The organism is Streptomyces sp. NPDC054932, assembly GCF_053610205.1.
This window is the reverse complement of record NZ_JBSGXU010000027.1, coordinates 30,691-55,698: the sequence shown is the minus strand read 5'-3', so window position 1 is coordinate 55,698 and position 25,008 is coordinate 30,691. Positions and strand designations below refer to the sequence as shown.

21 protein-coding genes, 1 pseudogene and 1 riboswitch are annotated in these 25,008 nt (G+C 72.3%); of the genes and pseudogenes, 14 read left to right on the top strand and 8 right to left on the bottom strand.

Annotated elements, in window-relative coordinates; all coding sequences use genetic code 11:
- Positions 1–173 precede the first annotated feature (173 nt).
- Positions 174–593 (top strand): hypothetical protein, encoded by a 420-nt coding sequence (locus ACWGE1_RS10770; RefSeq protein WP_453420172.1) that lies wholly within the window; start codon positions 174–176, stop codon positions 591–593.
- Positions 594–1,151: 558 nt separating this feature from the next.
- On the opposite strand, the pseudogene ACWGE1_RS10765 reads toward ACWGE1_RS10770, so the two are convergent.
- Positions 1,152–2,846, bottom strand: a pseudogene (locus ACWGE1_RS10765) (discoidin domain-containing protein); the annotation flags it as partial.
- Between the two features lie 92 nt (positions 2,847–2,938).
- Positions 2,939–3,730: a type 1 glutamine amidotransferase domain-containing protein gene (locus tag ACWGE1_RS10760; protein ID WP_453420171.1), complete on the bottom strand. Its 792-nt coding sequence runs from the start codon at positions 3,728–3,730 to the stop codon at positions 2,939–2,941.
- Positions 3,731–3,949: 219 nt separating this feature from the next.
- Here ACWGE1_RS10760 and ACWGE1_RS10755 point away from each other — a divergent pair, with 219 nt between their 5' ends.
- The 7 genes from ACWGE1_RS10755 to xdhC all read left to right on the top strand — a co-directional run bounded on the left by ACWGE1_RS10755 (position 3,950) and on the right by xdhC (position 15,437).
- The gene (locus ACWGE1_RS10755) at positions 3,950–5,008 is read left to right on the top strand and encodes an AraC family transcriptional regulator ligand-binding domain-containing protein (RefSeq protein WP_453420170.1); all 1,059 of its coding nucleotides are present in this window, start codon (positions 3,950–3,952) and stop codon (positions 5,006–5,008) included.
- Between the two features lie 112 nt (positions 5,009–5,120).
- Positions 5,121–5,183: riboswitch (guanidine-III (ykkC-III) riboswitch) on the top strand.
- 75 nt (positions 5,184–5,258) lie between these two features.
- The gene (locus tag ACWGE1_RS10750) at positions 5,259–5,714 is read left to right on the top strand and encodes an Ohr family peroxiredoxin (protein ID WP_453420169.1); all 456 of its coding nucleotides are present in this window, start codon (positions 5,259–5,261) and stop codon (positions 5,712–5,714) included.
- Entirely contained in the window at positions 5,701–6,156 is a 456-nt protein-coding gene (locus ACWGE1_RS10745; protein ID WP_453420168.1) for a hypothetical protein, read from the top strand. Before ACWGE1_RS10750 ends, ACWGE1_RS10745 begins: the two co-directional genes overlap by 14 nt.
- A gap of 273 nt (positions 6,157–6,429) precedes the next feature.
- Positions 6,430–10,278, top strand: a complete 3,849-nt coding sequence (locus ACWGE1_RS10740) for a hypothetical protein (RefSeq protein ID WP_453420167.1) — start codon at positions 6,430–6,432, stop codon at positions 10,276–10,278.
- Between the two features lie 431 nt (positions 10,279–10,709).
- Positions 10,710–12,203: a xanthine dehydrogenase small subunit gene (locus tag ACWGE1_RS10735; RefSeq protein WP_453420166.1), complete on the top strand. Its 1,494-nt coding sequence runs from the start codon at positions 10,710–10,712 to the stop codon at positions 12,201–12,203.
- Positions 12,200–14,569: a xanthine dehydrogenase molybdopterin binding subunit gene (xdhB, locus tag ACWGE1_RS10730; protein ID WP_453420165.1), complete on the top strand. Its 2,370-nt coding sequence runs from the start codon at positions 12,200–12,202 to the stop codon at positions 14,567–14,569. The genes ACWGE1_RS10735 and xdhB overlap by 4 nt, the downstream gene beginning before the upstream one ends.
- Before the next feature lies 1 nt (position 14,570).
- Positions 14,571–15,437 carry a xanthine dehydrogenase accessory protein XdhC gene (gene xdhC / locus ACWGE1_RS10725; RefSeq protein WP_453420182.1) on the top strand — a complete coding sequence of 289 codons (867 nt, stop codon included), beginning with the start codon at positions 14,571–14,573 and terminating at the stop codon, positions 15,435–15,437.
- A 141-nt stretch (positions 15,438–15,578) separates the two neighbouring features.
- On the opposite strand, the gene ACWGE1_RS10720 is transcribed toward xdhC, so the two are convergent.
- The 4 genes from ACWGE1_RS10720 to ACWGE1_RS10705 all read right to left on the bottom strand — a co-directional run bounded on the left by ACWGE1_RS10720 (position 15,579) and on the right by ACWGE1_RS10705 (position 18,305).
- Entirely contained in the window at positions 15,579–16,433 is an 855-nt protein-coding gene (locus tag ACWGE1_RS10720) for an NmrA family NAD(P)-binding protein (protein ID WP_453420164.1), read from the bottom strand.
- An 84-nt stretch (positions 16,434–16,517) separates the two neighbouring features.
- Positions 16,518–16,982 (bottom strand): hypothetical protein, encoded by a 465-nt coding sequence (locus tag ACWGE1_RS10715; protein WP_453420163.1) that lies wholly within the window; start codon positions 16,980–16,982, stop codon positions 16,518–16,520.
- A gap of 150 nt (positions 16,983–17,132) precedes the next feature.
- Positions 17,133–17,654, bottom strand: a complete 522-nt coding sequence (locus tag ACWGE1_RS10710) for a MarR family winged helix-turn-helix transcriptional regulator (RefSeq protein ID WP_453420162.1) — start codon at positions 17,652–17,654, stop codon at positions 17,133–17,135.
- Between the two features lie 42 nt (positions 17,655–17,696).
- Positions 17,697–18,305, bottom strand: a complete 609-nt coding sequence (locus tag ACWGE1_RS10705) for a TetR/AcrR family transcriptional regulator (protein WP_453420161.1) — start codon at positions 18,303–18,305, stop codon at positions 17,697–17,699.
- A 95-nt stretch (positions 18,306–18,400) separates the two neighbouring features.
- Here ACWGE1_RS10705 and ACWGE1_RS10700 point away from each other — a divergent pair, with 95 nt between their 5' ends.
- The 4 genes from ACWGE1_RS10700 (at position 18,401) to ACWGE1_RS10685 (ending at position 21,390) form a co-directional block, all read left to right on the top strand.
- Positions 18,401–18,829: a nuclear transport factor 2 family protein gene (locus tag ACWGE1_RS10700; RefSeq protein WP_453420160.1), complete on the top strand. Its 429-nt coding sequence runs from the start codon at positions 18,401–18,403 to the stop codon at positions 18,827–18,829.
- Positions 18,826–19,692, top strand: coding sequence for an NmrA family NAD(P)-binding protein (locus ACWGE1_RS10695; RefSeq protein ID WP_453420159.1), 867 nt, complete (start codon positions 18,826–18,828; stop codon positions 19,690–19,692). The genes ACWGE1_RS10700 and ACWGE1_RS10695 overlap by 4 nt, the downstream gene beginning before the upstream one ends.
- Positions 19,693–19,818: 126 nt before the next feature.
- Positions 19,819–20,748, top strand: a complete 930-nt coding sequence (locus ACWGE1_RS10690; protein ID WP_453420158.1) for a 5'-nucleotidase — start codon at positions 19,819–19,821, stop codon at positions 20,746–20,748.
- A 99-nt stretch (positions 20,749–20,847) separates the two neighbouring features.
- Positions 20,848–21,390, top strand: coding sequence for a GNAT family N-acetyltransferase (locus tag ACWGE1_RS10685; RefSeq protein WP_453420157.1), 543 nt, complete (start codon positions 20,848–20,850; stop codon positions 21,388–21,390).
- Positions 21,391–21,432: 42 nt separating this feature from the next.
- Here ACWGE1_RS10685 and ACWGE1_RS10680 read toward each other — a convergent pair whose 3' ends face one another.
- Positions 21,433–22,722 (bottom strand): DUF2716 domain-containing protein, encoded by a 1,290-nt coding sequence (locus ACWGE1_RS10680; protein WP_453420156.1) that lies wholly within the window; start codon positions 22,720–22,722, stop codon positions 21,433–21,435.
- A 145-nt stretch (positions 22,723–22,867) separates the two neighbouring features.
- Here ACWGE1_RS10680 and ACWGE1_RS10675 point away from each other — a divergent pair, with 145 nt between their 5' ends.
- Positions 22,868–23,104, top strand: a complete 237-nt coding sequence (locus tag ACWGE1_RS10675) for a hypothetical protein (RefSeq protein WP_453420155.1) — start codon at positions 22,868–22,870, stop codon at positions 23,102–23,104.
- 311 nt (positions 23,105–23,415) lie between these two features.
- Here ACWGE1_RS10675 and ACWGE1_RS10670 read toward each other — a convergent pair whose 3' ends face one another.
- Entirely contained in the window at positions 23,416–23,811 is a 396-nt protein-coding gene (locus ACWGE1_RS10670; protein ID WP_453420181.1) for a RidA family protein, read from the bottom strand.
- A gap of 136 nt (positions 23,812–23,947) precedes the next feature.
- Here ACWGE1_RS10670 and ACWGE1_RS10665 point away from each other — a divergent pair, with 136 nt between their 5' ends.
- Complete coding sequence (locus tag ACWGE1_RS10665; RefSeq protein ID WP_453420154.1) at positions 23,948–24,928, top strand: helix-turn-helix transcriptional regulator; 981 nt, start codon at positions 23,948–23,950, stop codon at positions 24,926–24,928.
- Positions 24,929–25,008: the final 80 nt, after the last annotated feature.

The following is a 25,008-nucleotide window of genomic DNA, read 5'->3' as shown; positions in this document are numbered from 1 at the left end:
CGACCACCCGGTTCGGATCCCCCTCGACGTCCGCCCGGTGCGGCCGAGGAACGTCTCCCCCGGACGGGGGAGCAGGCTCCCTCTGCCGCACGATGGCTGCTGCGCCCCCGGCACCTACGGTTCACGGCATGGGAAGTGAATCCGGACGTCAAGTGCGTTGGCCCGCTTGTGCAATGGCGGTGCTCCTTCTCGGCTACGGCATCGGCAAGGCCGTCTTTGCCGCGCAGGGCAAGCTGGGGTTCCCGGGCGGTCCAGCGGCATCCGCCGAAGACTACGAGAGCTTCGCCCGCGACATGATGGACGTGACCACGGCGCAGTGGCTCGCGGCGGCGAACGGCCTGCTGGGCGCCGTACTCGTCATGGCGACGGTGGTCGGCGTGGGACGCCGGGTGCCGCGCGTGCTGATGCTGACGGCCCTCGCGGTCACGTCGGTCGGCGTCGGCGCAGGCATGGTGATCATGATCGCGGACGGGTTCGTCGGCCTCGGTGCGGGCTGGCAGTGGTACCACGGTGTCCTCGGGATCGTCGTGCTGGGCCTGCTGATGACGTCTATCTGGTCCTACGTCCGGGCTCCCCGGCACGTCACGGCCTGAGTCCAGGCAGGGGGCCGGGCCCGCAGCCGGGGTGCCGCCAAGACACCCTCTGGGGGGCGGGGTGGGTGCTGCGGGGTGCGCAACCGGCTGCTCGCCCGCGACCCGCTGTGCGTGGCCGGAACACCGGAGCAAGGGTGCCCCCCGGGCCGCACGCGCCGGGGGGCACCCTTGCTCCGCGCCCTACGGCGCGGATGCCGGCATGGCGTGGCCGAGCAGGCCCTCCCTCACGTACGGCCCCTCGCAGTCGGGGCGGTTGGAGATGAAGTGGTCGAACACGGACGGTATGTAGCACCGGTAGAGGGGTACCGAGCCGGGCACCGCCCTGGTGTACACGTATCCGACCGCGCCGAGGGGCTGTTGGCCCTCGCACCCCGGGTCGGGCGTCAGCAGCGAGTGGTTCGCCACCTTGCACTCGTAGAGCCGGACGGTGCCCGGCGCCGGGTCCCGCAGTACCTTCCAGACCGCCTCGTGGGTGAATCCGGCGGGCAGGGGGCGTGAGGAGGCCAGGTGCCCGGCGTGCGGGCGGTAGCCGCGGACCAGCGGTGCGTAGGGGGTGGTGTGGCCGCGGGTGCGCTCCCACGTGCGCAGATAGCCCTCGGCACCCTGCATGAGCTCGTCCACCACGTCCTGGCCGCCGGTGACCCGGATGTCCTCGATCCAGTCCGGCACGAGGCCGTAGTGGGTACCGCCGCCGTCCGTGTTGACGTCCCAGACGCGCGATCCGGTGACCTGCCGGTCGAGGACCGAGCCGCCGTCGGGGCTGCGGAAGGGGTAGCGGACGGGATTTCCGGCCGCGGCCCGGGGGCCGGGGAGCCAGGCGAAGCCGTTCATGTCGGTGCCGATGCCGTATCCGGCGCCGTACTTGGCGCGCAGGGCGGCGTGTTCGCGCGCCTCGGCGGCGAACGCGGGGGCCTCGTACATGTGGCCGGTGATGAAACCGCCGAGGCGGTAGACCCGCTCGGTCCAGTTCTCGTCCATCCAGCCGTGGGTGGACAGGACTCCGGAGTAGCGCTCGGCCTCGAGCACGCGCAGCGCCTGGTTCGCCGCCTTGACGCTCATGTGGTCGATTTCCAGCATCATGTTGCGCTTCGTCATGCCCAGCACCGCGTACTCGCCGAGGGCGGTCAGGCCGCGGCGGTTGCACTGGGCCGCCTGCAGGGAGGCGCCGTACTGCGGGAGTTCGACTCCTTCCGGCAGGGCTCCGCGGATCCGGGCCTGCGCCTCGGCATCCGGTCCGGCGGTGAGCCCGAAGCCGATCGGGTTGTCGTGTTCGGCGCCGGGGCAGGGCTCCGTGCTCCAGAAGGTGCCCGTCGACAGGAACTGGCCGACGTTGATGGCCATGCCCTGGGTGCCCGAGTCGAACCGGACACCGCACAGGGCGTTGTCGAACTTGTGGCACAGGAACATGCTGCGCACGCCCAGGCGGTGCAGTTCGTCCAGGCCGCGGTCGATGTCGGCCATGGTGCAGCGGGCGCCGTCCAGCACCTGCTTGCAGCCGAACGGTTCGGAGGTCTCCACCCCGAGGACGACGGCGAGCTTGCCCTCCTCGATCACCCTGCGTGCCTGGTCGGGCTCGGTGACGACCCGGAACCAGCCCTTGCCCGCGCCGCCGTACATGGCGTCGACGTAGTCCTGGAGTTCGTAGGTCTTCTGGATCTGGAGCCTGATCGCGGTCATCTCGTCGCAGCCGCGGTCCTTGAAGAAGTAGAGCGAGCAGATGACTCCGTTGGTGACCATGTCGTTCACCAGGATCCGCTGGCCGCCCCGTCAGGCCCGCTCCACCCAGGCGTAGTAGGTCTGCTGGTGGGTGGCGGAGTCATGGGCCGGCCAGTCGCGGAACGCCGGCCAGCCGTTCGGGTCGTGCCGGCCGTCGCCGCCCTTGGTGATCATGTCGAAGAGGGCGAGGACGCCGTTCGGGTAGTGCTCGGGGCAGTCCTTGAGCGCGTCCGCCGCCCCCGCCGTGGAGAAGACCTTTCCGCAGACCAGGCGTCCTCCGAAGCCCTCGTTGGACATCAGGTGGACGTGCCCGTCGACGTATCCGCGGACCCGGCCCCGGTCGTCCGTCCCGGTGAACGGCTCTCCCGTGACGTTGATCTGCGAGTCCGGGGCCGGGCGCGCCACGGGCTCCCACCACTGCGGGCCCGCCGACGCGCCGGCGGCCGTGGGGCCGAGCGCCAGGGTGAGCAGCGCGAGGACCAGGCCGCACAAGAGGTACCGGCTTCGTCCGAAGGCTCTTCGTCGATTCATCCCCATCCCTTTCACGAAGCGTTCATGACACTGCGGAGATGGTCTGCGGCCCCGGGAGCCGGCCAGCGCGGTGCGGGCCTGCGCTGTGCCGGCCGGGCTCAGCCCGGGCGGTGCGCCGCTCCCGTCGCGTGCGCGCGGACCAGGGCCAGGTAGTCCGCCGCCAGGCGGTGGCAGTCGCCGGGCCACCGCGCGGAGACGTAGTTGCCGTCCTTGACGGTGAAGCCTCGTCCGGGCCGGGCGGCCGTGTCGCGGACGGGCAGCGGCGGACCCGCGAGGAAGTGACGGGGATCGGCGAGAGCCGCCGTGACCTCCTGCTGCACGGTGGTGCGGTACGTGCGGTAGTAGCGCCCCAGCCAGAGCCGGGTGAGGTTCCATCCGGTCAGCTCCAGCAGGGACGTCAGCGCCGTCGTCCGCCGGCCGTGGAGGACCGAGCGCCCGGTGGCGGGGTCCGTGGCCCGGGCGGCGAGCAGCACGCCGTGGCAGACGGCGCCCACCGGCAGCCCCCGGGTGAAGACCCGGGCGAACAGCCGCTGCGCGGTGGCGTCCTCGAGCAGCGTCCGCATGCCCGCCGCGTGGCCGCCGGGTACGAACAGGCCCGTGATCCCGGCCGGGTCCGCATCCGCGTCCTGCGCGTACTCCTCGTACGAGGAGGGGGCGAGGAAGTGCGGGTCCTGGGTGAGGCGCCGGTAGGCGGCCAGTTCGGCCCGGCGGGTCATCAGCCACGGCGACAGCCAGGAGAAACCGAGGTCCGTGAGCCTCGGGTCGGCGAGCGCGACCTTCCCGCCGGGAGTGGCGAACCGCACCTCGAAGCCCGCGTCCCGCAGTGCGGCCCAGGGCACCGCCGCCTCGGTGGGGTCGTAGTCGCCTGCGGGAAGCAGGAAGAGAATCACGGCGTACTCCTCTGAGCGGTGGTGGTCAGGGCAGCACGCTTCCCCGGCACTCCGTGGGCCCCTGATCCCCTCGGTGTCCGAAGGACGACCCTAGGAGCGGCCCGCGGCGCCGTCATTGACTCCGGCGGCCAAGGCGTTGACTCCCCGGACCCACCCCTCTCGGCCACCGTCCCGCGGAGGGTGTTGACGGGGGTGGTGCACCCGCATTGACTGGCCGCCGTGTCCCCCGCCGAGCCTCCCTCCGTCACCGCGTCCTACGCCCTCGCCGTCCTGAGCGCGGCGGCAGAGGGCAACGGCGGCAACGGCGGACCGTCCGGTTCCTGGGCCCTGCCCACGGACCGGCTCGAGTACGGCGAGATGCGCGCCCTGTGGGACGGGGTGCTGGGCGCCCGGGATGCCGGCCCGCACACCGGGCTCCTCGTCGGCGAGCGCATCCGGCCCGAGGGCCTGCACATCCTGGGCCATCTCGTCCTCACCTGCGCCAGCCTCGCGGACGCCGCGCAGGCGGCCGAGCGCTACCACCCCCTGGTGAGCCAGGCGGGCACGGTGACCCTGCACCGTGGTCGCGGCGGCTTCGGCCGGATCTGCTACCGGCCGACCGTCGGCCCGGCCGCCATGCACCCCCAGCAGGTGGAGGCGGTCGTCAGCAGCATGGTGCGGGCGGCCCGCTGGATCGCCGGCGACGACTGGACGCCCCTGTCCGTGTCGTTCGCCCATCCCCGCGCGGGCTCGCCCGAGCCCTACGCCCGCGTCCTCGGCTGCCCCGTCGCCTTCGACGCCCCGGAAAACGCGATCACGGTCGCCGACGAGGACCTCGACAGGCGCCGCCCCCTCTACGATCCGGCGCTCAACGCCCTGCACCGGGCCTACGCCGACCGGCTCCTGCACCAGCTGTCCGCGGCCGGGACCGTGGCCGTGGCCGAGCGCGTGCGGCAGTGGCTGGAGCGGGCCGCGCTCGAGGACGCGGGACCCGAGGGACCGGCCGGGGAGCTCAACCTCAGCGTCCGGACGCTGCGCAGGGCCCTGCACGCGGAGGGCACGTCGTGGCGCACGCTCCTCGACACCGCCCGCCACGGCCGGGCCCGGCTGCTGCTGGAGACCACGACCCTGCCGCTGGACCGGATCGGCCCCCTCGTCGGCCTGAGCGGCGCGACGGCCCTGGTCCGCGCCTTCACCCGGTGGGAGGGCATGCCTCCCGGGGCGTACCGCAGCCGGCACCGGCCCGCGCCCCCGGACCGCGACGGGACCGGCGCCGACGCCGGCGCGGGCGCCGGGTGAAGCGCCGGGTGAGGCGCCGGGTGAGGCGCCGGGTGAGGCGCCGGGTGAGGCGCCGGGTGAGGAACTTCACCGGGGGCCGGGACCCGGCAGGCTGCCGCCGTTGCTAGATTGTCCGGCGGCCGGTCCAAGGCCCCGGACGAGATGCGCCGTACCCGGTTACGCACGACGACGCGCGCGGTACTGCACGAGCAGCGCCGTCCGCTGTCCGCACCCGGGCGGCGTCCTCGTCGAGCAGGATGGACCCCACGTCATGACCGTGCCACTCACCCGCAGCCTGTACCGGACGACCGCGCACGCCGCGGGCGGCCGTACCGGATCCGTCCGCACGGACGACGGGCGCCTGGACGTACGCCTCGCCCCGCCGCGCAAGAAGGTGCCCGGCACCACCAACCCCGAGCAGCTGTTCGCGGCCGGTTTCGCCGCCTGCTTCACCTCCGCGCTCGCGGAGGTCGCCGCCGAGTTCGGGGCGGACGCCTCCGCCGCGCGCGTGGCCTGCGAGGTACAGCTCGGCACCACGGACACGCCCGCGGGATACGGCCTCGCGGTGGCCCTCACCGTCAGCCTGCCGGGGTGGCGGGCCGCGGACCTCCAGCCCCTGCTGCACCGGGCGGACGCGGTCTGCCCGTACTCGCAGGCCGTGCGCGGCAACGTACCGCTGACGCTCCTGGCCGTGGACGACGACGCTGCCGCCGATGACCGGGCCTGAGACCGGGCCGGCGGGGCACGCCCCGGGCGGCCCCGGCGTCCCGGTACCCGAGCACGGTGCCTGGCTGCGGCGCGGCATCAGCCGCAACGGCGGCCCCCTTCGCGAGGAGGGGGACCGCGAAGTGGTGTGGCTGCAGGTCGGCTCGTACTACGCCGACAGCCGGGGCTTCGCCGGTACGACGTCCTTCGACGGCTCGCAGGTCCGCTTCCACCACCTCACGGGCGAGCCCGGCGAGGACGTCGGCGCCTTCCGCCGGGAGGGTGCGAACCTCGTCGAGCGGGGCACCAACCCGGACGGCAGCACCTTCCTGGAGATCTGGACCCCCCTGCCCGACGCCGACGCCGACGTCGGCTCCTGGTCCGGTCCGGACCACCACGTGGTTCGCGTCGGCCGGCACGTGGTCCACGTCGATTCCCGCGCGGGCACGTACTGGCGGCTGTGACCTCGGCGGGCGTCAGTTCTGCAGCCACCAGATGACGTAGCCGGCCAGCCCGCCCCCAGCGGCGTAGCAAGCGCCGCGTACCAGACTGAACAGTGCGGCGCGGCCCAGGCGGCGAACGGTTCGTGTCGCTGTCTTCGGCATCTTCGTATCCCCCTACGGGTTCGCCCGGCCCCTGCGGCCGCGGCGTCCGTTCCAGATTCCGCGCCTGGAGGGGTTGTTGTCCGAAAGAGCGGGCGGTGCGGGAGATCCGCCGCTACGGTGCAGGTCAGCGGGGTGCCCGCACTGCCCGCAGCGGGCGGCGGGCAGGCCGGTGTGCGACGGGAGCGGGGGCGGGCAGTGCGGACGGACGGGTCTCGTGAGCTGTACGAGGCGCTGCGCGCCCTGGAGGCCAGGGCCGCCTCCGCGCGGAGGAAGAGCGGCGCTCCGGCCTCCCGGCGGGAGGCCGCCCGTCTCGCCGGGGAGGACAAGCTCGACCGTCGGATCTGCGAGTGGCTGCACAAGGACCCGGCCAGGGCGAAGGTGCCCGACACCTCCAGCAGCGAACAGCTCATGGCCGTCGTCCGGGTCTGGAGTGATTGGGCCGGGGAGGACCTCGACGAGCGCTACTGGCGGACCCTGCTCGACGACGCGCAGCCCGTACGCACCCCGAGGTCCCGCACCGGCCCGGGCGGTGCCGGACCCGATGACCCGCAGGGCGTGTTCCGCAGCCATGCGGCATGGACCGAGCAGTACGTCCTGCCCGCCCGGCTGCGCGACCGGGAGGGCGAGCTGCAGGAGCTGGAGGACTTCTGCACCGCCCCGGACACCGACGACGCCCCGGGGTACGCGTGGTGGCAGGCCGGGCCGTGGGCGGGCAAGTCCGCTCTGATGGCCGAGCTGGTGCTGCGCCGCCGCCCGGCGGGCGTGGACTTCGTGAGCTGCTTCATCGGTGACCACCTCGGCAACAACGACCGCGACTCCTTCCTGCAGACCGTGAACCGGCAACTGTCGGTTCTGGCCGGCCGGGGAACGCAGCCCGGCAACGGCCGCGCCGAGGAGGAGTTCCTGCTGCTGCTCACCGAGGCTGCCGAGGCCTGCCGAGGACGCGGAGCGCGGCTGGTTCTGGTGGTGGACGGGATCGACGAGGACCGGGGCTCCGGCCCCGACGGCCTGAGCATCGCGGCTCTGCTGCCGACGAGGCCGCCCGCCGGCATGAGGGTGATCGTCGCGGGCCGCCCCAATCCGCCGGTGCCCGACGGGGTCCGTCCGGACCACCCCCTGCGCGAGGTCGGCATCGTCCGGCTCCTGGCCCCGTCGCCCTTCGCCTCGAACGTCAGTGACCGGGCCCGGCGGGAGCTGCACAAACTGCTGAGCGGTGGGCCTGTCGGGCGTGATGTCCTCGGCCTGGTGACGGTCTCCCGGGGCGGGCTGACGGCCGAGAACCTGGCTCACCTGGCGGGCACGATTCCGCACGAGGTGGACGTGCTGCTGCGCGGCGTCACGGGCCGCGGCTTCCTCCCCGGGGACGGGGACCGGAATCACCTACCGGAACGAGTGACCGGCGGTGGCTCGCGGACGCGGGTGCTCGGCCACACGGAGTTGCACCGGGAGGCCCTCGCCCGGCTGGGGAAGGCCGCAGCAACCGGGTACGAGGCACGGCTGCACGGCTGGGCGGAGGAGTACCGGGCCAAGGGCTGGCCCCCCGAGACGCCTGACTACCTGCTGTACGACTATCCGCGCATGCTCCGGCGCATGGAGGGCGCCGACTTCGCCACCGAGCGGCTGACGGCCCTCGTACTCGATCCGCGCCGCCGGCGGGCCCTGCTGGGCCGCGCATCCCTCGATGCCGCGGTGTCGGAGGTGGAGCAGGCGACCCGGCTGGTGGAACGGGACGCCCCGGACGACCTCGCGACCCGTGCGGCGCTCGCGGTCTGCCGGGAGGTGCTCACGCACAGCGCCCGGGGGCTCCCGTCGGACATCCCGGTGGGGTTCGCCAAGCTGGGGCAGTGGCGGCGCGCGACGGACCTCGCGCTCGCCGCCCCGTACCCGGAGGACAAGGCATGCGCCCTGGCGAAGGTGGCCCGTGCGCTGGTGGGCGTCGATGACGAACGCGCCGTCGAGACCGCGCGGGAGGCCGCACGCTGGGCCGATCGGGCCCGCGAGGAAGCGGCGCCGTCGAACGGCGACACGTCCGACGCCGAGTTCGCCGCGGCCGAGGCAGCCGTGGCGCTGATCGCGACCGGGCAGGAGCGGCAGGGGCGGGACCTGCTCGGTACTCTCCAGCCCTACGCCGTGCTCGATGACGGCGCGTTCCCGTGCACGACGACGGCGGAGGCAGCCGCGGCTGCCCGTCCCCGGAACCCGGAGCTGGCCGAGGAACTCCTCGACCGCGCCGAGAGCCTCGCCGAGGAGCTGCGGACCGACCGGGACGCGGAGCCCGCCACCCTCGTTGCAGCGTGGTCGGCCATCGCCAGGGCCGCGGGAGCACCCGGCTCCGCACGAGCAGCCAGGTTCCACGCGCGCATCAGCGACTGCGCCCGCACCGCTCCGGCCGGTCCGGAGTCGGTCGCCGTGTGGGCGAACGCCGCCCTGGCGCTGGTCGGCGTACGCCCGGACGAGGCGGCGGGTCTGGCCCGGCAGGCCGGCCGGACGCTGAGGTCGGCACTCGGCTCGCAGGCGGACACGGCCGGATCGAACGCCTACCCCGAACTGATGCTGACGGACGTGGCGTACGCCCTGATGGCCACCGGCGCGGTGGACGACGCCAAGCGGCTCGTCGAAGCCGTGCCCGACGGCCTGGCGACGGGCTGGTTCGGTTTCGACCTGCTCGCCGGCGCGCGGGCCGCGATCGAGGGGGTACCGCGAGGAGTGGGGACGACGCGTCCGGAGGCGCTGGCCAGGGAGGCCTGTCGACTCACGGAGCGGGGGGAGCCGGGTGAGGCTCTGCGCCGACTGGACGAGGCACTGGAGGCCTTTCTCCTGACCCGCCATGGCGGCATCTCCGAGACGAAACTGGTGATGCTGTCCGCTGCGCTCGCCGCAGTGGGCCTGCCCTCCGACGGAGCACGGCTCGCGCGGAGTCTGCGTACCCCTGCCGAACGGGCGCGGGCCCTCGCAGCCGTGGCCGTCGCCCTGGCCGACTCCGGGAACCTCACGCTCGCGCGCCCCCTGGCACACGAGGCCGCGGCCCTGATCCGGGCGACCCCCGAGAAGGACGGCTCCGGCCTCAAGCACATCGCTTCCAACTGGACCGTGGGACATGCCAAAAGGGCGGCTGCCCATGCCCTGGCGTGTGCGGGGGACGGCGCACGTGCTCTGGAGCTGACCGCGGAGCTGGGCGGGCCGGAAAGCTCCGGAAGGCGGCGTGCGACCGTTCTCGTGGCAGCGGGGTTGCGCCGGCACGATCCCGTGCTGGCGGCGGAACTCATCGACGCGGAACGAGCACGCCTCATGGCGCAGGCCGCCTCGCAGTCCGAGGCCAGGGGCCGCATCCCCGCACTCGGAAACATGATCGCGGCGATCCGGGATGCGGACGGTGCGTGCAGGGCGAGGCTCCAGCAGGCCTTCGACGAGGCATGGTCCCTCCGACGGGCGCCAGGAGGAGAGGGCTTGGACTGGCAGGATCTGCTCATGGTGATCGTCCTGGAGGGCAGGAACGAGCAGCAGAACGCCCTCCGGATTCTGGAGGCGTGGGAGCGCAACAATCGGAACGTGCCTCCATGGGTGCTCCCGACGGCGGGCATCGCCCTCGGGTACGAAGTGCTCGGGGAGCACGACGCCTCACGGCGGGTCGCGGCGAGCCACAACGTCCCCGGTGACAGGGCGGAGGCGTACGCGGCGGTCGCCGGGTACCTCGTGGGAGCCCCGGAGAACGGGCATCTGACGTCGTGGAATGAGGACACCGCCTTCACCGAGATGCTGCGCTCGGTCGCCGTGTCACAGTGGCCCCCGGCCGCTCCCGGGGCCGTGGAGCGGGCGCGCGGACTCGTGGCGGAGGTCCTCTCGGACGGCGGCTGGCACCACGCCCTTCCGGCACTGGTCCGCATCGTGCCGGAGGCGGTGGAGCGGATCCGGGACGTCGTCTTCGGCCACCTGCACCTGGAAACGGGGAGCTCCGAAGGGGAGGCCCGCCCCGGGCGGTGAAGGCGGCACGGGATCCGCGGAGCCCCACTGGATTCCCGTACGGGAGGCGGCCGCACGGTGGGGGCTTCCTTCGTGGAATCCACCCACATCCGCTTGACCGATGAACCTGCGGCGACGTAACTTCGACCGCACCTACTCGTGAGCTGCTGGAAGGAGGCGAAGCCGGATGTCGACCATCTCCGGGCTGCTTCGCCTCGCACACCAGATCGCCTGGGCTCCGGGTCGGGTAGCGCACGGCTGCTGAGCAGCCCCCTTGCCGGCGTGCCCGATTGCGGCCGCGGCACCTTTCCAACTCTTTCACCGTTTACGGTACGTCGTTGCGTGCCGATTTATTGCGCTCTGGGTTCTCGAGCTGCGCCACCGAAATAGAAAGCTCCTGAAATGGCGACTAGGACAGTCAGATCGACCGCGCGCCGAAATGAGGACGTGCCATGGTAGCGGCGCGAATCACGGTCAATGGGAAAGAAACACCGATTTCACCGGCCGCACCCCACACCACGGTGCTGGATTTCCTGCGCGAGCGCGGCCTCACCGGTACCAAGGAGGGCTGCGCCGAGGGTGAATGCGGCGCGTGTTCGGTGCTGGTGGCCCGTCCCGGGGTGGACAAGCCCACCGACTGGGTGGCGGTCAACGCCTGCCTGGTCCCGGTCGCGGCGCTCGACGGTCAGGAGGTCGTCACCTCCGAAGGTCTCGCCACCGTCGACGCATCCGGTACGCCGACCGCACTGCACCCCGTACAGGAGGAGATGGCCGTCCGCGGCGGCTCCCAATGCGGTTACTGCACACCGGGATTCATCTGCAGCATGGCCGCCGAGTACTACCGGTCCGACCGCTGCGCACACGCGAAGGCTGACTCGGACTCGGCCCCGGACGCGGCCGGGGGCGGCGACGCCGAGCACGGTCCGAACGGCTTCGATCTGCACGCACTGAGCGGAAACCTGTGCCGTTGCACCGGTTACCGCCCGATCCGCGATGCCGCGTTCGCCGTCGGTGCGCCCGCCGAGGACGACGCCCTGGCGCAGCGGCGCGAGCAGTCCCCGCCCGAGCCGGTCGCCACCGCATACACCCGGGACGGCAGCACGTTCCTGCGGCCGGGCACCCTCGCCGAAGCGCTGCGGCTGCTGCGCGAGCGGTCCGACGCGGTGGTGGTCGCCGGCAGCACCGACTGGGGCGTGGAGGTGAACATCCGCTCCCGCCGGGCCGATTGCGTGGTCGCGGTCGACCGGCTGCCCGAACTGCGGGAGCTGCGGGTGGAGTCCGACCACATCGAGATCGGGGCGGCGCTGACGCTCACGGAGATCGAACGCCGCCTCGACGGCAGCGTCCCGCTGCTCGCCGAGCTGTTCCCGCAGTTCGCGTCCCGGCTCATCCGCAACGGTGCGACGCTCGGCGGCAACCTCGGTACCGGCTCGCCCATCGGTGACAGTCCGCCGGTACTGCTCGCGCTGGAGGCGTCGGTGGTGCTCGCCGGCTCCGAAGGTCAGCGCGAGGTCCCCCTCTGCGACTACTTCACCGGCTACCGGCAGAGCGTGCGCCGTCCGGGCGAGCTGATCCGCGCGGTGCGCGTCCCGCTGCCGCTGTCGCCCGTCGCGGCCTTCCACAAGATCGCCAAACGGCGCTTCGACGACATCTCCAGCGTGGCGGTCGCCTTCGCTCTCGACATCGAGGACGGAAGCGGGATCGTCCGAAAGGCACGCATCGGCCTGGGCGGTGTGGCAGCCACCCCGCTCCGAGCCCTCGCCACCGAGGCGGCCCTGGAGGGCAGGCCGTGGGCGGCGGAGACCGTCGAGGCCGCGGCCCGGGTGCTGCAGGCCCAGGGCACGCCGATGGACGATCACCGCGCCAGCGCCGGCTATCGCTCCGCGATGCTCGGCCAGAGCCTGCTGAAGCTGTACGCGCGAACCACCGAGGCGGTGTCGTCATGAGTCATCTGTCCGAGCGCCCCGAGAAGCCGGTCGTCGGCGTCTCCATGCCGCACGAGAGTGCCACCCTGCACGTCACCGGCGCCGCGCTCTACACCGACGACCTGGTCCACCGCACCAAGGACGTCCTGCACGCCCACCCGGTCCAGGTGATGAAGGCCCACGGCAGGATCACCGCGCTGCGCACCGGTCCCGCACTCTCCGTGCCGGGCGTGGTCCGCGTACTGACCGGTGCCGACGTACCCGGTGTCAACGATGCCGGGATGAAGCACGACGAACCGCTGTTCCCCGACGAGGTCATGTTTCACGGCCACGCGGTCGCCTGGGTGCTCGCCGAGACCCTGGAGGCGGCCCGTCTCGGTGCGGCGGCCGTCGAGGTGGAACTCGACGAGAAGCCCTCCGTGATCACCCTGGGGGAAGCGATCGCGGCGGACAGTTTCCACGGCGCCCGGCCCGTGCTGCTGACCGGCGACGTCGATGCCGGCTTCGGCGACTCCGCGCACGTGTTCACCGGCGGGTTCCAGTTCTCCGACCAGGAGCACTTCTATCTCGAGACGCACGCGGCGCTGGCCCACGTCGACGAGAACGGGCAGATGTTCGTCCAGAGCAGCACCCAGCATCCCTCGGAGACGCAGGAGATCGTCGCGCACGTGCTCGGCCTGCACAGCCACGAGGTGACCGTGCAGTGCCTGCGGATGGGTGGCGGATTCGGCGGCAAGGAGATGCAGCCGCACGGGTTCGCGGCCGTCGCCGCGCTCGGCGCCCGGCTGACCGGCCGCCCGGTGCGGGTGCGGCTCAACCGGACCCAGGACCTGACCATGTCCGGCAAGCGCCACGGCTTCCACGCCTCCTGGAGGATCGGCTTCGACGCGGAGGGCCGTATCCAGGCCCTGGACGCCACCCTGACCGCGGACGGCGGCTGGAGCCTGGACCTGTCCGAGCCGGTGGTGGCCCGCGCGCTGTGCCACATCGACAACACCTACTGGATCCCCAACGCGCGCGTCACCGGCCGCATCGCCAGGACCAACAAGGTCTCCAACACCGCCTTCCGCGGCTTCGGCGGACCGCAGGGCATGCTGGTGATCGAGGACATCCTGGGCCGGTGCGCGCCGCTGCTCGGCCTGGACCCGGTGGAGCTGCGGGAGCGCAACTTCTACCGGCAGGGCCAGTCGACCCCGTACGGACAGCCGGTCCTCCACCCCGAACGGATCTCCGCCGTCTGGCGGCAGGTGCAGGACGACGCGGGCTTCGCCGATCGCCGGACCGAGATCGCGGCCTTCAACACCGCGCACCCGCACACCAAGCGGGCGCTCGCCATCACCGGGATCAAGTTCGGCATCTCGTTCAACCTCACCGCCTTCAACCAGGCCGGTGCGCTGGTGCTCGTCTACAAGGACGGCTCGGTCCTGATCAACCACGGCGGCACCGAGATGGGACAGGGCCTGCACACCAAGATGCTGCAGGTGGCGGCGACCACGCTGGGCATTCCGTTGCACAAGGTGCGGCTGGCCCCGACGCGTACGGACAAGGTGCCCAACACCTCTGCCACCGCCGCCAGCGCCGGGGCGGACCTCAACGGCGCGGCGGTGAAGAACGCCTGCGAGCAGATCCGCGAGCGGCTGTTGCAGGTGGCCGGCACCCAGCTGGGTGCGAACGCCGCGGACGTGCGCATCGTCGAGGGCGTCGCGCGCGTCCTCGGCAACGACAAGGAGCTGGCCTGGGACGATCTGGTGCGCACGGCGTACTTCCAGCGGGTCCAGTTGTCGGCGGCCGGTTTCTACCGGACCGAGGGGCTGCACTGGGACGCGAAGGCCTTCCACGGCTCCCCGTTCAAGTACTTCTCCTACGGCGCCGCCGCGGCCGAGGTGGAGGTGGACGGCTTCACCGGTGCGTACCGGATCCGGCGGGTGGACATCGTGCACGATGTGGGCGACAGCCTCTCCCCGTTGATCGACATCGGTCAGGTCGAGGGCGGTTTCGTACAGGGCGCGGGCTGGCTGACGCTCGAGGACCTGCGGTGGGACGCCGGCGACGGGCCGCACCGCGGCCGGCTGCTGACCCAGGCGGCGAGCACGTACAAGCTGCCGAGCTTCTCGGAGATGCCCGAGGAGTTCAATGTCAGGCTGATGGAGAACGCCACCGAGGAGGGTGCGGTCTACGGGTCCAAGGCGGTCGGCGAGCCTCCGCTGATGCTGGCCTTCTCGGTACGGGAAGCGCTGCGGCAGGCCGCCGCGGAGTTCGGGCCCGGCGGTGTCGGCGTGGAACTCGCCTCCCCGGCGACTCCGGAAGCGGTGTACTGGGCGATCGAAGCGGCCCGCAGGGGCGGCAGCGGGGTCTCCGCCGAAGCAAGTGCATTGAGCAATGCCTGACATGACATGGGTGGCCGCGGTCGCGCGGTTGCGGGCCCGCCGGGAACCCGGCGTGCTCGTGACCGTCGCGAACGTGCGCGGCCATGCGCCCCGCCGGGCCGGTGCCAAGCTCGTCGTGGGACGGACCGAGACGTGGGGTTCGATCGGCGGCGGCAACATCGAGGCCGTCGCCATCGACCGGGCGCGCGAGCTGACCGGCACGGCCGATCCGGAGCCGGAGCTGATGGAGTTCGCCCTCAACGACAAGGTCACCGGCCGGCACGGCGTGCAGTGCTGCGGCGGAGCCGTCACCGTACTGCTCGAACCGCTGCCGGTGGTGCACGCGGTGGCCGTCTTCGGCGTCGGGCACGTCGGGCTGGAACTGGCACGCATCCTGGCCCGCCACGACCTCGATCTGTACCTGGTCGACACCCGCCCCGACGTACTCACCGACGGACGGCTCGGCGTGCTCGCGGACGCGGTGGCGCAGATCCATGTGCGCCACACGCCGCTGCTTCCGGAGGAGGTGCTCGCGGAGCTGCCGGCGGGCACCCACGTCCTGATCATGACCCACGATCACGCCGAGGACGCGGCACTGTGCGACGCCGCCCTGCGCACCGCGGGTCTCGGCCCGATCGGTCTGATCGGCTCGTCCGCGAAATGGGCGCGGTTCCGGCAACGCCTGGCCGTCGAGGGCGGTCACGACGACGCCGCCATCGACCGGATCAGGACCCCGATCGGAATCGCCGGGATCACCGGCAAGGAACCCGCCACGATCGCGGTGAGCGTGGCGGCAGACCTGCTCCGGTCCTTCGAACAGGAGCGCCTCGGGGCAGTGCCCCAGCCCGTCGCCGCGGGCCCGTACGCTCCGGCGGCCGGCGGCGCGTGAGAACGGGGTGGCTCCACCGCCCTCGTCGTCGGCGGCCACTCGATCGAGTGGTCGCCGACGGCGTACGCCCTGCGCACCTGCACAGTCTCTACGGGCGGCATCACCCGGCCTGATGTCCGGGTCGGCGGGCGGGCTGCCGCCCTACTGGCGGAAGTGGTCGCGGTGTTCGTGGAGAAAGGCGTCGAGGGTACGGGGCCCGCGGCCGAGGATGTCGGCGACGGTGTCCGTGGGGGCTTCGGGTCGGGCGACGGCGAGTTGCTGGATCTCCGTCACGTGGCCGGCGAGCCAGGCGGGCATCCGGGCACGGTGGATGAGGTGGTCGCGCAGCTCGTCCGGGGTGAGGTCCACGTAGCGGATCCGATGACCGGTCAAGGCGCCGAGCCGGAGGGCGAGTTCGGGATGGGAGACGGTCTCCGGTCCGGTGAGGACGTAGCGGCCGCCGGCGATGTCGGGCCTGGTGAGCGCGGCGGCGGCGACATCGCCGATGTCCCGGCAGTCGATGTAGTTGCAGGGTGCCTCATCCATCGCGCCGAGGACGACGCCCTGGGCGACGCTCGGGGCCAGGCGCAGGAGGTTCTGCATGAACGCGTAGGGGTACAGGACGGTGTGCTTCATCCCGCGTGCGCGCAAGTGCTCCTCCACCGCGTGGTGTCCACGGGATATGGCGACCGGCGAGTCGGGTTCCGCGGCGGGCGCGGAGATCTTGACGATGTGTTCCACGCCGGTGCGGGCGGCCATGTCGATGACGCGGGTTTCGAGTTCGACCTGGGCGGGGCTGTTGGCCATGGCGAGGAAGAGCTGACGCGCGCCCTCGAAGGCGGTGCGCAGCGAGTGGGGATCTGCGGCGTCGGCGTACCGGACCTGAAGGGCGGGGCGGGGCGCGCCGGTGACGCCGGGGATCGGCCGGTTCGGGGTACGGGTCAGTGCGCGGACGGGTGCGCCGAGTGCGAGGAGGCTGTGGAGCAGGGCATTTCCGGTTGCTCCGGTTGCTCCCATGACGACGATCATCGGGTGTCCTCATTCCTGGTGGGTTGGCTGGTGACGGCTCCGGTGCGGGCACGGCGGGGCATGGGCACGGGCTTATGCCCGCGGTGCCACGGTGGTGCTGCGCCGGCGCAGGGCGACGATGGTGGTGGCGAGGGCCGCGGAGACCGGCAGGTCGACGCGCAGGCGCTCCAGTCGGGCAGTGGCGGGTATGGCGGTGTGGGCGGGCAGCCACTGTGCGGCGAACCACCCCAGCACGGCGGCCGCACCGGTGACGGCGATGACCAGTAGGACGATCGTGGCGGCACCCGGTACGGCGGTGGCCCCCGGCCGGGGCTGCCCGATGCGCCGCAGTCGGGCGCCGACCAGCAGCGCGACCAGGGCGGAGGTGCCGGCGATGGAGGTGCAGGCGGCCACGGCCAGGTCCCGTCGGCCGGTGACGACTCCGGCGGTGCCGGCCATCAGTGCGGGGGCGGCGTAGGCGGTCAGCACCTCGCGCCACAGGACGAACGGACGGGGGGTGGCCCGGCGTCGGTCGGTTCTGTCCTTCGTTGCGGGCATGGCGGCCTCTTTCTCGTTCGCGCGAGGTGGGCGAAGGGTTGTCGCGGGATGGTTCGCGGACCCACCCCGCCAATGTAATTAGCTGGCTAACTATCAGGCCGCGAAAAAGGCCCTGCCCGAAGGGCGGGGCCGAACCGGCCGGGAGTCGGATCAGTCGTCGGCGGCCAGAGCCGCACTGCCGCGCACCACGCGGGCGAGCAGATCGAGGAACACCGCGCGCTCCTCGACGGAGAGCCCGCCCACCATCGCCTCCAGCCGCCCGAAATGCTCGGGCGCCATGTCGCGCAGGCGCTGCGCACCGCGCGCCGTCAGGATGGCCACCGTGCCGCGGCCGTCCTCGGCGGACGGGCGCCGGGCGATCAGACCCTCGCGCTCAAGGCCGTCCAGCAGGCCGGTGATCGTGGCCCTGGAGACGTCGAGGTCGGCCGCAAGGCGCGAGGGGGACTTCTCCCCGCCATGGGCTTCGAGGTCGGCGAGCAGACGGTAGCGTCCCGTCGACAGGCCGAACCGGGCGAAGTGCGCCTCGGCCGCCCGCCCCACCCTCGCGCCGGCGGAGATCAGCCGCACCGCGACCAGTACCGCCTGCGGATCGGCCTGCAGGCCGTAGTGCTCGACCTGCTGCCGCGCCTGGTCGAGCGTGGGCACCTCGCCGTCGACCCCGTTCCTCGTCATGCACATAATATGGCAGCTAACGATTCCGATGTCCAGGCGATATCAGCGCCCGCCGGCCGGCCCCCGCCGGGTGCGGGTGTCGAGGATGCCGGCGGTGAACTCCGCAAGCTGCAGGCGCAGTTCCTCACGGGGCACGCCCCTGTCGCCGGCCAGGTGGGCGACGAGGTCGGCCCGGGTGGCGGCAAGCAGGGCGTGGGCGGTGAAGCCGGTGTCGGCCGGGCCCGGGATCTGCTCCAGCAGGTCCCGGAGCAGGGCGTGCCACCGCTCGTAGTGCGCGGTCCGGTAGGGACTGTCCGCACCCGTTCCCTCCAGGGCCAGGGCGAGGTGGCGGTTGTCGAGCTTGAAGCACAGGACGGCATCCAGCAGGGCGGGTACACGCCGGAGCGGCGGGGTGGCGGGGCCCAGCGGCGGCGGACCGTCCTCGACTGCGGCCCTGATCGGTTCGAGCCGCGCCTCGTACAGCGCACCGATCAGCCCGGTGCGGTCGCCGAATGCACGAAAGAGCGTCCCCTTGCCGACACCGGCCGCCGCCGCGATGTCGGCCATGGTCACGTCCTCGGGGCTCCGACAGTCGGCGAAGAGGGCGTCGGCGGCAGCGAAGACGGCCGCCCGGTTGCGGGTCGCGTCCTTGCGGGGGCTGCGTTCGGGCATCGGAATCCTCCGGTTGCGATACGGACCGGCGGTCCGTATCGTTCACGACGGAAGAAACGGACCGCTGGTCCGTATCGTACGGGACGGAGTGCCTCATGCCCGCAACCACCTCACCGGCGGAGCTGTACCGCCACAGCCTGCGCCTGCTCCTGGCCAAGGACATACCCGGCTGGGTCGGCCTGTGGGCCGATGACGGCGTGATGGAATTCCCCTTCGCTCCCCCGGGTTGGCCACGACGACTGGCGGGACGGCAGGCCGTCGCCGCCTACATGCGCGACTACCCCGACCACATCGACCTGCACGACTTCCCCGACGTGCGGATCCACGAGAGCACCGACCCGGGAACCATCGTGGTCGAGATGCGCGGAGTGGGCCGCCTGGTCGCGACGGGCAGCCCTTTCGACATGACCTACATCGCCGTCGTGACCGTCCAGGACGGACGCTTCACCTCCTACCGTGACTACTGGAACCCCCTCGCCGTCCAGGCGCCCGGGATGGACTTCGCGGGGAGCGGCGCCCGATGACCCTCACCGGAACCGTCCTGGTCATCGGCGCCACCGGCACCACCGGCAGCCGGACCACCGCACAGCTGATCGCCGCCGGCCACCGCGTCAGGGCCGCCGGCCGCCGGGCCACCCCGCTCCACGGTGCGGAACCGGTGCGCTTCGACTGGTACGACCCCACCACCTTCGGCGCTGCTCTCGACGGAGTCGACCGCGTCTACCTGGTCCCGCCGATCGGCGACCCGGACCCCTCCGCGGTCATGCTGCCCTTCCTCCGGCAGGCCCGTGCCGCCGGCGTACGTCGCGCCGTGCTCCTCAGCTCCTCCGCCATTCCCGAGGGCGGCCCGGCGGTGGGGGTGGTGCACCGGGCCCTGCCCGGCCTGTTCGACCAGTGGGCGGTCCTGCGGCCGTCCTGGTTCATGCAGAACTTCACCGGTACGCACGCGCACGCCGACAGCATCCGTACCGAAGGGGCCATCCGGACGGCGGCCGGGACCGGCCGGGTGGGATTCGTCGACGCCGACGACATCGCCGCCGTCGCCGTACACGCCCTGACGGACGACCGGGCACCCAACACGGACCTGGTGCTGACCGGGCCGGAGGCACTCAGCCACGACGACGTCGCCGCGATCGTCACCCGGGTCACCGGCCGCGCCGTGGTGCACCACCACCTGACCCACGAGGAGATGTGCGACCGTCTGGCCGCGGTGATACCGCCGGAGTTCGCCGCCATGCTGGCCTCCATGGACCGCGCCATCGCCGAGGGAGCCGAGGACCGCACCACCGACACCGTCCGGCGCCTCACCGGCCGCCCGGCGAACCCGTTCCGGGCGGTCGCAGAACGGGAACTCCAGCCGGTTGCGGAAGCCGGCCCGCCCCTCTAGGAGGGACGACCGCGCGGTTTGGCCCTCCTGGCGGCCACGCCCTCCGCCGCCTCCCGTCCGGCTTGCGGCGCCAACGGCCAGGGAAGAATCGCATCCAGTGGTGCACGCACGTCGGCGGGGGGCGTCATGAAGTACGACCTGTCGGGTCGCCTGGTGGTGGGGATCGCCTCCAGCGCCCTGTTCGATCTCACCGACTGCGACGCGGTCTTCCGGGAGCGGGGGGAGGACGCCTACCGGAACCACCAAGAGGCCCATGTGGACGATGCCTTGGCCAAGGGGGTGGCCTTCCCCTTCGTCCGGCGCCTGCTGTCGCTGAACGACCTCGCGGATCCGTCCGATCCGTTGGTCGAGGTCATCATCCTGTCGCGGAACAACCCGGACACCGGCCTGCGGGTGATGCGTTCGATCACAGCGCACGGCCTGCCCATCAGCCGGGCCGTCTTCCGGCAGGGCCGTTCGCCCCACCGGTTCATGCCGGCGCTGAACATGTCGTTGTTCCTGTCGGCCAACGAGGCGGACGTCCGCGAGGCGGTGGCAGCCGGGTTGCCGGCGGGACACGTGCTCGAGACGGCGCGGGTCGACGACGAGGCCGACCCCGAACTCCGCATCGCCTTCGACTTCGACGGAGTGGTGGCGGACGACTCCGCCGAGCGGATCTTCCAGAGCGCCGGCCTGGACGAGTTCCGGGCGCACGAGGTCCGCCATGCGACCACCCCTCACGATCCGGGACCGCTGAGCGAGTTCCTCGCCGGCATCAACCGCATCCAGCGCCGCGAGGAGGAGGAACGCCGCAGGAATTCCGGGTACCGGCCCCGTCTGCGGGTGTCCCTGGTCACGGCGAGGGACGCCCCCTCGCATGAGCGTGCCGTGCTGAGCCTCAACCAGTGGGGCCTGCGGGTCGACGACGCCTTCTTCCTCGGCGGCATCGACAAGGCTGCCGTGATGCGTGCACTGGATCCGCACATCTTCTTCGACGACCAGGTCTCCCACCTGAACGGCACCGCGCCGGCCACCCCCAGCGTTCACATACCGTTCGGAGTCGTCAATGCGGGGTGAGAGGTGTGCCGCGACCACCGAACCGGGGACCGCTCCGCCGCCCTGCGACGACCGCTAATTGGTTTGCCGCCGCTCAGCCCGGCCCGGTAGGAACCTCGCATGCTAAGAGGCAGCAAGGTCGGGCTCAGGGCCCGGCACGAGGAAGACATCCCGATCCTGCAGACCGAGCTCTACGACGACGTCGCCAACTACTCGCGGTCCGAACTCCGGCCGTGGCGACCGGTCACGCCCGGCTCGAAGGAATCGCGGCTCGTGGTGGACGACAAGGAGCAGGGGCACGTCTCGTTCTCCGTGGTGGAGCTGGAGGGCGGCACACTGGTCGGCACCGCGACCCTGTGGGGCATCGACAACCACAACCGGTCCGCCCACATCGGACTGGGGCTGCGACCGTCCTGTCGCGGCAAGGGCTACGGCACCGACGTGGTCGCGGCCCTGTGCCACTACGGCTTCACCGTGCGCGGCCTGCAACGGCTGGCGATCGAGACGCTGTCGGACAACGCCGCGATGCTGCGCGCGGCTGAGCGCAACGGCTTCGTCCGCGAGGGCGTGCTGCGCTCCTCGGCCTGGGTGATGGGCCGGTTCCTCGACGACGTACTGCTCGGACTGCTCGCCCGGGAGTGGAAGCCGGGTCCGAACGTCTAGCCAGTGGACCGGGTGACGTCGGGTCGCGCCTGCAGGCCGCCCTCAGGCGCGGCGCCCGACCGGTTCCCCGAGGAGGTCGGTCAGCTCCGCCTCCACTGCGGCGAGCAGCCTCGGTCCCCAGACGGTGAGGGTCTGCTCCCAGGGGTGTCCGAAGGTACCCAGGCGCAGGTCGTCGGTGAGCTGGAGGTAGTAGTCGCCGTTGGGCCAGGTGCCCTCACCGGGCCGGGGCGGCCGTCCGGGGAGGTCGATGCGGCGGGGGTCGTAGCGGTAGCCGTTGTGCTGCCAGTCCAGCCAGTACACGAACTCGCCGGGCTCGGTGGCGGCGAGCAGTCCGCGGCGGACGATCGCGTCGAGCTCGGCCGGGAGGTCCGGGACGAGCCGGTGGTGGGAGTGCAGGTTCCAGACGGCCGAGGGTGAGGGGTACGTGATCGCGGGCCCGTGGGTCGTGCTGGGCTTGAAGTCGAAGTCCGCGTAGAACCGGTCCCACAGCGGGCCGTCGTCGTGGAGCCAGTCGAGGAACTGTGCGGGGCGGGTGGCCTCGGGGGTGCCCGGCGGGCACCAGTGGTGGGAGCGGACCGTGGTGGCCTCGGTGAAGCCGGTCTCGAGGAGCCGTGCACGAAGGGGCCCGTCAGCCTCGGCGAGGAGCGCCGTGCCCCGCCAGCGCCTGCGCCATCCGTCGGTGCAGGCCCTGACGAAATCCGCGTCGTCGCGGGTCAGACCGCCCACGACGGCGAAGGGGCGGCCTTCTTCGGCGTGCATCCAGGCGACGGCGACGGCGAGGCCGTCCTCCAGCAGGACCTCGATGAACACGTCCCCGTCGTCCGAGGCGCCGTCCGCGATCATCTCCGCGTAGGGCATCGCGTGGGGGCCCGGGGACCCGACGGCGACCTGCCACGCCCGCTCGGCCTGGTCCCGTACGGCGTACAGGTTGTGCACGCCCTGCCGGGGCGGCTCCGTCGCGCGGTCGGGTGCCTCGGACGGCAGGGTGCCGTGGTCGTCCTCGGCGCGCAGGGGGCCGGCGATCAGCACGGAACGCTCCCGGCCCGCGGTGAACCCGGCCGCCGTCAGCGCCGGACCCAGGTCCGGGGAATCGTGCCCGTAGACCTTCCACTCCACCGGCTCACCGCGCTCCGCGAAGGCCTCCTGCTGGCGGCGCACCAGTCCGGCGATGTCCGTCCCGGGCGCGAGGGGGGCGTGCTCGGCCGTGCCGTGCGTCCCGTAGTGCCGGCGCACGACCGGCCCGTCGGTCCGGACCACCACCCCGACGGGATGCCAGACGGGGGCCCGCCCCCGCAGCCCTTCGTGCGCTTCCCACCGCTCCGCCATGTCCATGGGCGGAAGCCTAGACGGGCCCGGAAAGGCCCGGCGACGGGCTCGGGAACGGTCCGCACCAGGTCAGAGGGTCGCACGAACGTACGGACGCGCCGAGGCGGGTACCGGCTTGCACGGGAAATCGAACAAGTGGCCTAATCGAGTCATGGCGCGAACAGTTTTCCCCGACGATCTCCTCCGCACCCAGGTCCGGGTGATCCAGACCTACGCCGCTCTCGCCCACTCCCCCGACGGCCGCACCACGCATCTGCGACACCAGCTGCTGGAGGATCTCCGAAAGCTCTACGCCCACCCCTACTGGGTGCAGCCCGGCCACTCCTACGCCGACCTGGTGGAGCTGCGCCGCGCGGCCAGAACGCGCGCGTGGGTGGAAGCGGCGTAAAAGCGGCCGGACCGGTCGCGGATCCACGGGCCGGGCAGGGCAGGGCAGGGCAGGGCAACCGCAGCACGCGAGCCGCCCGGCCCCGGTATCCCCGCACCGGAGCCGGACGGCTCATGGGTTGCGCGACAGCCGACCGGCACCCGGTCGCAGCGGTCCGTACGCCTGCGGTGGGACCGTGCGCTCGACCCGGGCGGTGTTCAGTTCACCGCCCACGAGCCCACGAGCCCGCGTGCCGCCGGTCCGCCGTCCGGCTCCTGACGCGGCCCCGACGGACGGACCTCGGCATCAGCGGCACGGGCGGCGAGGCCGCGTCACGCGACGGCGGTCCCCTCGAGTTCGACCAGCTGGCCGGGGATCGCGAGCCGCGTCACCCCGAGCATCGTGGTGGTCGGCGCCACCGCGGCGGCGCCCAACCGCGACGCCAGTACGCCGTAGTGCTGGAAGAGCAGGTCGACGTCGGTGGTGTAGACGTTGAGCCGGACCAGGTTCGCCAGAGACATGCCGGCCTCGGCGAGCACGGCCTCCAGATTGTCCGTGCTCAGCGCCAACTGCGCCGCCATGTCGCCTTCGTGCTGGGGCTTGCCGTCGCCGCTCATCGCGGTCTGCCCCGAGATGTACAGGGTCCGTGTCTGCCCCGAGACGACCTCACCCTGGTTGAATCCCATCTCCACCGACCACGTCACCGGGTTGACCGCCGTGCGTTCCACTGCCACTTCAGCTCCATTCGATTCATCGGGAGTACGTACGCCCATGGGCTCGGCAGTTGCCGGCTCCGACGTCGTGTCAACGAGCCTCCCAACACATCACGACACCTCCTGTCATGTATTCCGATAACGTTCTCGTATGCGCGCCGACCGGCTGATCTCACTGGTGCTGTTGCTGCGTCGGCGCGGTCGGCTCACAGCGGACACGCTCGCCCGCGAGCTGGAGGTGTCCACCCGCACCGTGCTGCGCGACATCGAGGCGTTGTCCGCGGCCGGCGTCCCGGTATACGCCGAACGCGGCCGGCACGGCGGTTTCGCGCTGCTGCCCGGTTTCGAGACCGAGCTCATCGGACTGAACCACGACGAGGCCCTCGCCCTGCTCACCGCCGGATCGGGGCGCGGCGAGCAGGTGTTCGGCCTCGGCTCGGCCCTCGCCTCGGCCATGCGGAAGGTCGTCGACGCGCTGCCCGAAGGCCACCGGACCTCTGCGAGCGACGCGGCCCAGCGCTTTCTCGTCGACCCCGAGACCGACCTGCTCTCCCGCCGGGCGGTCCTCGAGGAGGTGTCCGGCAGCACGATGATCGTGGTCAGGCGCGCGGTGCTCTCGGGGCACAAGCTGCGCATCCACTACGCGGCCGCGGACCGGGCACCGCAGTGGCGCACGGTGGACCCCATCGGCCTGGTCACCGTGCGCGACAAGGGCTACTTGCTGGCCACGAGATCCGGTGCGGACCGCACCTACCGGCTGTCGCGGGTGCTGGCCGCCGAGGAACTCCCCGAAGCGGCGGAGCGGCCGAACCGGGTCGATCTGGACCGGATCTGGCAGGACCGCTCCGCGCAGTTCCTCTCCGGCGGCGACCACATCACCGTGCCGGTACGGGTGAACCCGGCGCGGCGCGAGGAGTTGCTGGACACCGCGCTTGCCGTCCGCGCGGAAGAGCCCGACGCAGACGGCTGGTTGCGGCTGGAGGTGACCTTCCAGGACTCCCGGCACGCCGAATGGGCGCTGTGGCAGCTCAATACGGACGCGGAAGCCCTGGCCCCGCAGTCGTTGCGCACGTCCCTGCGTCGCCGCGCCGCCGCGATCGCCACCCGCTACACAGACTCGCCCCCCGGGTGAGTCGCCTGGTTTCCTTGATGACACGCCAGCCGTCACAGCCCCGGAAGAAGCGGACAGCTTCGGGCTGTTCGTGATCGCGG